Source organism: Nitratidesulfovibrio sp. 1201_IL3209, from assembly GCF_036763125.1.
In the GTDB taxonomy this organism is placed as follows: Bacteria; Desulfobacterota; Desulfovibrionia; order Desulfovibrionales; family Desulfovibrionaceae; genus Cupidesulfovibrio.
In genome coordinates, this window is record NZ_JBAIYT010000057.1 from 1 (window position 1) to 7,929 (window position 7,929).

Here is a 7,929-nt window from a genome sequence, read left to right on the forward strand (position 1 = left end):
GGAACTTCGAATTACACCTCAAAGAATGTGAATGGCGCTACAACAAGCCCCTGCCCCAACTCATTGCCGAAATGAAACGGCTGGTAGCAAAAAACAAAGACCTGATGGTCTAGAGCCTTAGGATTTTTGTTCGTTGGCAAGGAAAACGAGCCTGCCATGAGGAAGTGCGGCAGCCGTTATGCGAGTCTTCGAGCATTACGGATGGCGACCGCAGAGCGTACTCTTATCGTATTCGACCGAGCCTCAGCCGTTAGATGAGCTTGCGAGTCTTACGGATGAGGACAGCAAAGCCATGGCAGGCGAAGTTCGACGTAGCCAACGGGCGAAAGGACAATTTGGAAACAGCCCCTAGACGCCCAGCCGGGCGCGAAAGTCGCGCGCGCGGTTGCGGCTGACGGTGACCTCGGTGCGGTCCGCGTCGTTCATGACCAGGTGGTACTTGCCGTTGATCCACGGCGAAAATTCGGCGATGCGCTCCAGGTTCACCAGCACGGCCCGGTTCACCCGGAAGAACGGCAGCCCGGCCAGGCGTTCTTCCGCGCGGGCCAGGGTGTTCATGTTGTGGCAGGGCAGGCGGCCTTCGCCGGTGACGGCCACGATGCGCTTTTCCTCGGCCTCGATCATCACCACGTCGCGCGTGGGGATGAGGCTGATGCGCCCGCCGTGCTCGACTGCCAGACGGTCCACAGGCAGGCGGTCCATCGCCAGCCGGTTCGGCGGCTTGGCGTGTCCCAGCGCGCCCAGCAGGGTGGCCACGGCGTTCTGCAACGGCCGGGCGCCGTCGGTGGCCAGGCGGCCGCGCACCCGGTCCAGGCAGCGGGCCAGCCGGGCCGGGGCCACGGGTTTCAGCAGGTAGTCCAAGGCGTTTTCCTCGAAGGCGCGGATGGCGTGCTCGTCGAAGGCGGTGACGAAGACGAACAGCGGCGCGGCCTCGCCCGGCTGGGCCTGGGACTGGGCCTCGCGCATGACGTGGAAGCCGTCGTGCCCCGGCATCTGGATATCCTGGAAGACCAGGTCGAACCGCTCGTCGGCCAGCTTGCGCAACGCCTCGCCTGCCGACGCAGCCTCGGCGGCCTCCACGTCCGGGTAGGCCGAGAGCAGGTAGGCCAGTTCGTCCCTGGCGGGGCGTTCGTCATCGACGATGAGGGCGCGGATGGGCATGGCGAACCTTTCCGGGGGGCGAGCGTTCCGTGGGGCGGACCTCTGGGGGGCGTGCGGGCCTGCGGCGGGCCGCAACGCCCATGGCCGCCGCAGCGCGTGGCGCGGCGGCGGTGGCCCTTTGCGCCTATCTAGCGCCGGGGAGGGGACCTGTCCAGAGGGGAGGGTTGGCGGGGAAAACGCGGCGCGCGGGCCATACAGGCCCGCGCGCCGCAAAAGGGATCGGGGTTCCGGGCGTGCGACGGAGTTCGCCCGCCCGCTGCCGTCTATTCGAGGGGGTTGGCCGCCTCCACCGTGGCGTTGTGGGCAATGCCCACCACGTCGAACACGGTGGACAGGTTGGCGGATACCCCGGTGATGCGTACCGCGCGCCCCAGGGTACGGGCGTGGCGCACCAGTTCCGCCAGCACGGCGATGCCCGCGCCGTTCACCGACACGGACGGCTCGAAGTCCAGCACCACCGTGGGCGCGCCGGTCAGCAGCGCTTCTTCGAACACGTGGCGCAGCACCGGTTCCGCAGGGCTGTTCACCGTGCCGCGAATGCGCACCACGGCGGCCCCGTCCTGTGCCGTGTCTTTTATGGCATCCGGCCCCGCGCCCGCGTCCGCATCCCGAAGCTCCACCCCCGGCCCGGCCACCAGGCGGATTTCCTCCTCCTTGGCGCGCTTCAGGCGGATGCGTTCCTCGGCCCGGGCCAGGGCGTGCTCCAGCGCTTCGCGCCGCACCGGCTTGTTGATGAAGTCGGTGGCGTCCAGGTGCAGCGCCTCGATGGCCAGTTCGGTGTCGCCGTGGCCGGTGATGACGATGACCTCGATGCGCGGGTCCGCCTCCTTCAGGGCGCGCAGCACGTCCATGCCGTCGATGCCGGGCATCTTGATGTCGGTCAGCACCACGTCGGGGCGTTCCCGGTCGAAGCTGATCAGCCCTTCCTCGCCCGATTCGGCGGTGACGGGCGCATGGCCCAGCGCTTCCAGCAGCAGGCCGAACATCTTCAGGGTGGGCACCTCGTCGTCAATAACCAGGATGCGCATGGCTGTCGTCCTTCTTTCCGCCGTGGGGCGGGGTATCGCGGTGGGCAGGCAGGCGCACGTGGAACGCGGTGCCCTTGCCCTCGGTGCTTTCGATGCGGATGTCGCCGCCGTAGTCGCGCACAATGCCGTACACGATGGACAGCCCCAGGCCCATGCCCTGGCCCGTGACTTTCGTGGTGAAGAACGGCTGGAAGATTTGCTCGCGCAACGCCTCGGGGATGCCCGCGCCGTTGTCGGCCACGGTGGCCACCACGGTGTCGCCCTCGGCCCGGGTGGAGATGGTGATCACCCCGCGCAGGCCGCCGTCGGTGCGGGCGCGGTCCAGGATGGCGTCGCGGGCGTTGGTCACCAGGTTGAAAAACACCTGCTGCAACCGGTTCTCGTGGGCGCGCACCGGGGGCAGGCCTTCGGCCAGGTCCAGCTTCACCTCCACGTTCTGGAGCAGGAACTGGCGTTCCACCAGCGGCAGCACGGCGCGGGTGGGCCGGTTGAGGTCCAGCGGCTCGATGACCGCGTCGGACTTGCGGCCGAACGAGCGCAGGGTGTTGATGATTTCCGTGGCGCGGTCCACCTGGGCGCAGATGTCGCGGGCCACCTCGTGCAGGCGCGACTGCGGCACCGGCAGCCCCTGCTCGATGACCAGCGACAGGAAGTCGCTGCCCATGCGGATGGCGTTGAGCGGCTGGTTCAGCTCGTGGGCCACCCCGGCGGACATTTCGCCCAGGGACTTCATCTTGGCCGCCTGGATGATCTGGGCGTCCTTGTCCATCATTTCCGTGATGTCGGTGGTGGACACGATGATGGCGGGCCGCCCGCGATAGCTGATGGGGCAGGCGTGCAGGTTGACGTGGAACACGCTGCCGTCCTTGCGCACCTGCATGGCCTTGGGAATGTTCAGGCATCCGCCCGCCGCGTCGCCGCCATCGAACACGGTGTCGAACACGGCGCTGCACTCGCGCACGGTGTCGCCGCCCAGCACGGTGAGCGGCAGGCCGTCCAGTTCCGCGCGGGTGTAGCCATACATCTCCACGGCGCGCGGGTTGGCGTCCAGGATGCGCAGGTCGGTGCAGTCCACCACGAAGATGGGGTCCGGCCCGCTGTCGAACAGCGAGCGGTACTTGCCCTCCGATTCCTGCAACCGCTTGCGGTACAGCCGGATGGACCACACCATGTTGCGGAACGAGTCGGCCAGCTGGATCACCTCGTCCCCGCCGCGCTTGCGGTAGAACACGCAGGTGGGGCAGCGGTGCAGCTTTTCCGGGGTCTGCCGCGCCCCCCGAAGCTGCTCGTCGAAGTGCCAGCACGGCAGGTCGGTGTCGCTGTAGGCCGGACAGTCGTGGATGTCCCAGCCCGCGTGGGGCACGTCGAGGTCCACGGCGGTGTTGAAGTTGCCGCGCGAAAGATCGTCGGAGATGCGCGTCAGCCGGGTGACCGGCGCGGTGATGTACCGGGCGAGGTAGTGGCTGATGAAGAAGGTGATCACCACCACCGCCGTGATGAACCCCAGGAAGGTCACCCGCAGCTTGCCCACCAGGCTGTCCATGTGGTCCTTGCTCAGGCCCACGTGCACGTCGCCGATGCGGTACAACCCCTCCTTCACCGGCACGGCGATGTCGTAGGCCGACATGCCCATCACGTCCACCAGTTCCACGCTCTTGGCCACGCCGTCGGGCAGGGGGTTGGCCATGCGCAGGTATTCGGGGAAGGGCTTGATGAAGGTGTGGGCCAGCACGGTGCCCTGGGGGTCGGTGACGAAGATGTAGGCGATGAACTGGTGCCGTTCGCGCAGTTGGGCCTCGTCGAAGATCAGCCCCACAAGCTGCGGCACGTCGTTGTCCAGGATGTAGCCCGCCCCGCGCGCGGCCACGCTGTGGGCGATGGCCGCCCCGCGCAGTTCCAGTTCCGCCGTCAGGCCGGAGACCAGGATCCACCGGGCCAGCAGGGCGATGGTGCCGCTGATGGCCATGATCACCACCAGGATGGTGATGAAGAACTTCTGTTGCAGCCCCAGGCGCTGGAAGCGGCGCAGGATCATGGCCGCGCCTCCGCGTCGGGGTGGGCGGGCGGAGCGGAGTGAGCCGAGGACAGCGTGGCGGCGGCCTTGCCGGGCGCCGGGGTGGGAACCGGGACGGGAGCCGGGGCGGGCGCGGGCAGGGGGCGCACCTCGCGGAAGTCGCGGATCAGTTCGAACTGCTCGTCATACAGCCGGGTGAAGTACACTTGGTTCATGCCCTGCCTGCTCTCGGGCGAAAAGGACACGTAGGTGCTGCCACCCAGCGGGTAGTCGCGCAGCGATTCCAGGGCCTGCACGAAGCTCTCGCGGGTCAGGTCGCGCCCGGCGCGGCGCAGCCCTTCCACCAGGATGCGCGCGTTGACGTACCCTTCAAGCCCGATGGTGTTGGGCGTCTCGTCGGGAAAGTAGCGGTGCAGCAATTGCACGTAGTCCGCGGCGGCGGCCAGCAGGTCGGGGGTTTCCTTGGCGCGGGGCGGCGGCACCACCTGCGACATGGTCACCGGGTTCACCGGCGAATCGCCCAGCAGGCGGGCCAGTTCTTCCGCCCCGGTGAACGACAGGCAGTGGAACACCGCGTGCAAGCCCGCCTGTTCCGCCAGGCGGATGAACCGGGCCGAGGGCTCGTAGGTGCCCACCATGACCACGGCCTGGGCGTCGGCCGCCAGGATGCGGCGCAGCCCTTCCTCCACCTTGGTGGTGCCCCGCACGTACGATCCGCGCGCCACCGGGGCCAGCCCCAGTTCGCGCAGGGCGATTTCCGTGCCGGTCAACCCGTCGAAACCGTAGGCGTCGTACTGGTAGAACACGGCGATGCGCGTCAGCCCCAGGTCGCGCACCAGGTGGCGCACGGCGGCGGCCGTCTCCTGATAGTACGAGGCGCGCACGTTGAACACGTAGCGGTTGAAGGGCTCGCGCAGGCCGTTGGCTCCGGTGAACATGCCCACCAGCGGGATGCGCGCCTCTTCCACCAGCGGCAGCACGCGCATGGTGGTGGGCGTGCCCACGTAGCTGAACAGGGCGAACACGTCGCCGTCGATGAGAAAGCGCTGGGTGTTGGCCAGGCAGCGGGGCGGGTCGTAGCCGTCGTCGGCGGCGGTGAGCGTGATGCGCCGCCCGTGCACGCCGCCGGCATCGTTGACGTGGTTGATGTACGACAGCGCGCCGCGCAGGGTCTGCACGCCCAGGTAGCTGGCGTGCCCGGTAAGGGCCAGGGACGAGGCGAGGTGGATGGCCTCGTCGGTGACGCCCGGCGCGGCCGCGTCTTCCGGCTGGCGGGGGCTGTCCGTGTCGCAGGCGGCCAGCAGGGCGCACAGCGCCAGCAGGCACAGCAGGGACGGCAGCACCGGCAGGCGGCGCCACGCGGGGCGGCGGCGGGCCGGGACCGGAGCGGGGGCAGGGACAGGGGCAAGGACCGGAACAAGGACAGGGGCGTTCCGGCAATCCCCGCCGGGCATGCCTGCGGGGGCCGGATGCCGGGCGGCGGCGCGCGATGCTGCGGTGCGCGTGGTCACACTTGCTCTCCCTGCTCTCGGGGCGTTGTCCGGCGGAGTCCGGCGCGGAATCCGGGGCGGATGCGCGCGGCGGCGCCGCGCCGTGCGGACTGTAGCCCGACGACGGCGGAAAGTTCAAGGGTGCGCGAGACCGGAAGAAAAGGGGGCGACATGGCGCCGAAACGGCCGCGCCGGGGCGGAAAGCGGCGCGGCAGGCCGGTATCCGGGCGGAGGGCGGGCCGGTGCCCCGTTGTCAGAACCACGGAGCGTGGCTACACTTTTTAATGGTGCCACGGAACGCGGCCCGGCACCACCCACCACCTGCCGCGTCGCACACGGGAGTCCGGATGACGTCGTTTTTTTCGCGCATGGCCGTGAGAGTTCGCCCGCGCGGCCTGCTGGCGGCGGTCTGCCTGCTGGCGTTGGCCGTATTTCCGGCCCGCACCGTCCATGCGGAGCAGGGGGCGGCTCCGGCGGCACCGGCGGAACAGGCGGGCGTGGTGGCGGACGGTCTGGCGAAGGCCTGGCCCGAGGGGGCGCGTTTTCCGGATATTCCCCTGGCCTCGCCTTCGCCCGAAACCGGCTGGAGCGGCGGCCCGGACGTGGCCATGCCCGCGCCCGTGGCTGGCGAACAGTTGCCGGATCGCCTTTCCGGCCTGCGCGGCCAGGTGTTCATCGTGAACATGTACAGCTGGTTCTGTGCCCCCTGCCAGGAAGAGGCCCCGGCCCTGCGCGCCCTGTACGCGCGGATATCGTCCGCCAGTTCAGGCAGTTCGGGCAATCTGGCCGGGCGGGTGCGCATCGTGGGCATTGCCGCCGGTGACGGCTGGAACCTGGTGCAGGCCTTCCGCCAGCGGCACGGGCTGGTCTTTCCCCTGTTCGCCGACCCGGACCTGACGGTGCACGGGCAACTGGGCGGCCTGCCGGTGCCGTTCACCTGGGTGCTGCGGCGCGAGGCCGACGGGTTCCGGGTGCTGTTCACCCATGCCGGGGCGCTTGCAGGCACCCCGGCCCAGTTCCTGGACCGCGTGCTGGCGGCGGCGGGGCCGCTGCCATGAGCACGAAGGAGGCCATGCGCCGGGTGGCGCGCGCAAGCCATGCCGGTCAGGTCGGTCACGCCGGTCATGTCGGTCAGGCCGGGCGGGCAGGTCGGGCCGAAGGGGCGGGGGGTGCATTGCGCGCACCGGGCGAGTTGGGCTACCAGACTGTCATGGATGCATTTCCGGATGAGCCGTGCCTTGCCTCGGAAGAGGCGGCCCTTGCCCACCTGCTGGAACATTGCTGGCCGGGCGGGCGCAGCTTCTGTCCGCGTTGCGGCGGCGGACGGCTGTACGAGTTGTCGGCCGGGCGCTGGCGCTGCGCGGGCTGCAAGTACACCTTCCATCCCTTTTCCGGCCGCTGGATCAACAACGGCAACCTCACGCCGCTGACCTGGCTGCGCCTGCTGCACCTGTACGCGGGCGAGGCCACGGTGCACACCCTGGCCGCGGAACTGGGCCTTTCGTACAACGCCGCCTACAAGGCCGTGACCACGGCGCGTTTCGCCATCCTGGCCCACGCGCCCGACGCCCGGCAACTGCTGGGGCCGGAAACGGGCCTTGGCAGCTACCTGAAGGGCAAGAAGCTGACCGGAGAGCCCAAGGGCGGGGGAGGGCAGGTGCCCATTCCCGTGTTCGGCATCCTGGAACGCAACGGGTGGGTGTTCATCGACCTTGTGTCCGGCCTGTCCGCCGAGACGGTGTTCCACTTCAACCATAATTTCCATCTGCGCATCGAGCGGGCGGGCAACCTGGTGCACACCGCGCCCTACCGCCACTACGACGCGCTGGTGCTGTGCGGCGACGATTCGCTGCCCTACGAGTACATCCGGCGGCGGGCCGACGGCCCGGCGGAACCGCAGAGCGAGTTCTGGAAATTCGCCGGGGGACGGCTGCGCGCCTTCAAGGGCGTGTCGCCCCAGCGCTTTCCGCTGTATCTCAAGGAACTGGAATTCCGCTTCAACCACCGGCGCGAGAATTTGTTCGCCACGCTGGTGCGCTACCTGTGCGACATGGTGCCGGACGTGCCGGAGTTGGATGAATCCCGTTCCTAGGGGTTGTTTCTAAATTGTCTTGGCTCTAGACCATCAGGTCTTTGTTTTTTGCTACCAGCCGTTTCATTTCGGCAATGAGTTGGGGCAGGGGCTTGTTGTAGCGCCATTCACATTCTTTGAGGTGTAATTCGAAGTTCCTCTTCA

The 7,929-nt window shown here is 68.6% G+C and carries 6 protein-coding genes and 2 pseudogenes; 3 read left to right on the top strand and 5 right to left on the bottom strand.

All coding sequences use genetic code 11. The features are described from left to right. Positions 1 to 113: pseudogene (locus V6B97_RS16760) on the top strand (IS1595 family transposase); the annotation flags it as partial. 235 nt (positions 114 to 348) lie between these two features. Here V6B97_RS16760 and V6B97_RS16765 read toward each other — a convergent pair. The 4 genes from V6B97_RS16765 to V6B97_RS16780 all read right to left on the bottom strand — a co-directional run bounded on the left by V6B97_RS16765 (position 349) and on the right by V6B97_RS16780 (position 5,714). Then, positions 349 to 1,161, bottom strand: coding sequence for a LytR/AlgR family response regulator transcription factor (locus V6B97_RS16765; RefSeq protein ID WP_333507666.1), 813 nt, complete (start codon positions 1,159 to 1,161; stop codon positions 349 to 351). 263 nt (positions 1,162 to 1,424) lie between these two features. After that, on the bottom strand, positions 1,425 to 2,189 hold the full coding sequence (locus V6B97_RS16770) for a response regulator (protein WP_333507667.1): 765 nt from the start codon (positions 2,187 to 2,189) through the stop codon (positions 1,425 to 1,427). Next, a complete protein-coding gene (locus V6B97_RS16775) occupies positions 2,170 to 4,224 on the bottom strand; it encodes an ATP-binding protein (protein ID WP_333507668.1) in 2,055 nt (684 codons plus the stop codon). The genes V6B97_RS16770 and V6B97_RS16775 overlap by 20 nt, the downstream gene beginning before the upstream one ends. Beyond that, complete coding sequence (locus V6B97_RS16780; RefSeq protein WP_333507669.1) at positions 4,221 to 5,714, bottom strand: ABC transporter substrate-binding protein; 1,494 nt, start codon at positions 5,712 to 5,714, stop codon at positions 4,221 to 4,223. The genes V6B97_RS16775 and V6B97_RS16780 overlap by 4 nt, the downstream gene beginning before the upstream one ends. A 326-nt stretch (positions 5,715 to 6,040) precedes the next feature. Here V6B97_RS16780 and V6B97_RS16785 point away from each other — a divergent pair, with 326 nt between their 5' ends. Continuing rightward, on the top strand, positions 6,041 to 6,751 hold the full coding sequence (locus V6B97_RS16785; protein ID WP_333507670.1) for a TlpA disulfide reductase family protein: 711 nt from the start codon (positions 6,041 to 6,043) through the stop codon (positions 6,749 to 6,751). A 152-nt stretch (positions 6,752 to 6,903) separates the two neighbouring features. Continuing rightward, positions 6,904 to 7,785 (top strand): IS1595 family transposase, encoded by an 882-nt coding sequence (locus V6B97_RS16790; RefSeq protein ID WP_333507671.1) that lies wholly within the window; start codon positions 6,904 to 6,906, stop codon positions 7,783 to 7,785. A gap of 25 nt (positions 7,786 to 7,810) precedes the next feature. Here V6B97_RS16790 and V6B97_RS16795 read toward each other — a convergent pair. Next, positions 7,811 to 7,929: pseudogene (locus V6B97_RS16795) on the bottom strand (IS1595 family transposase); the annotation flags it as partial.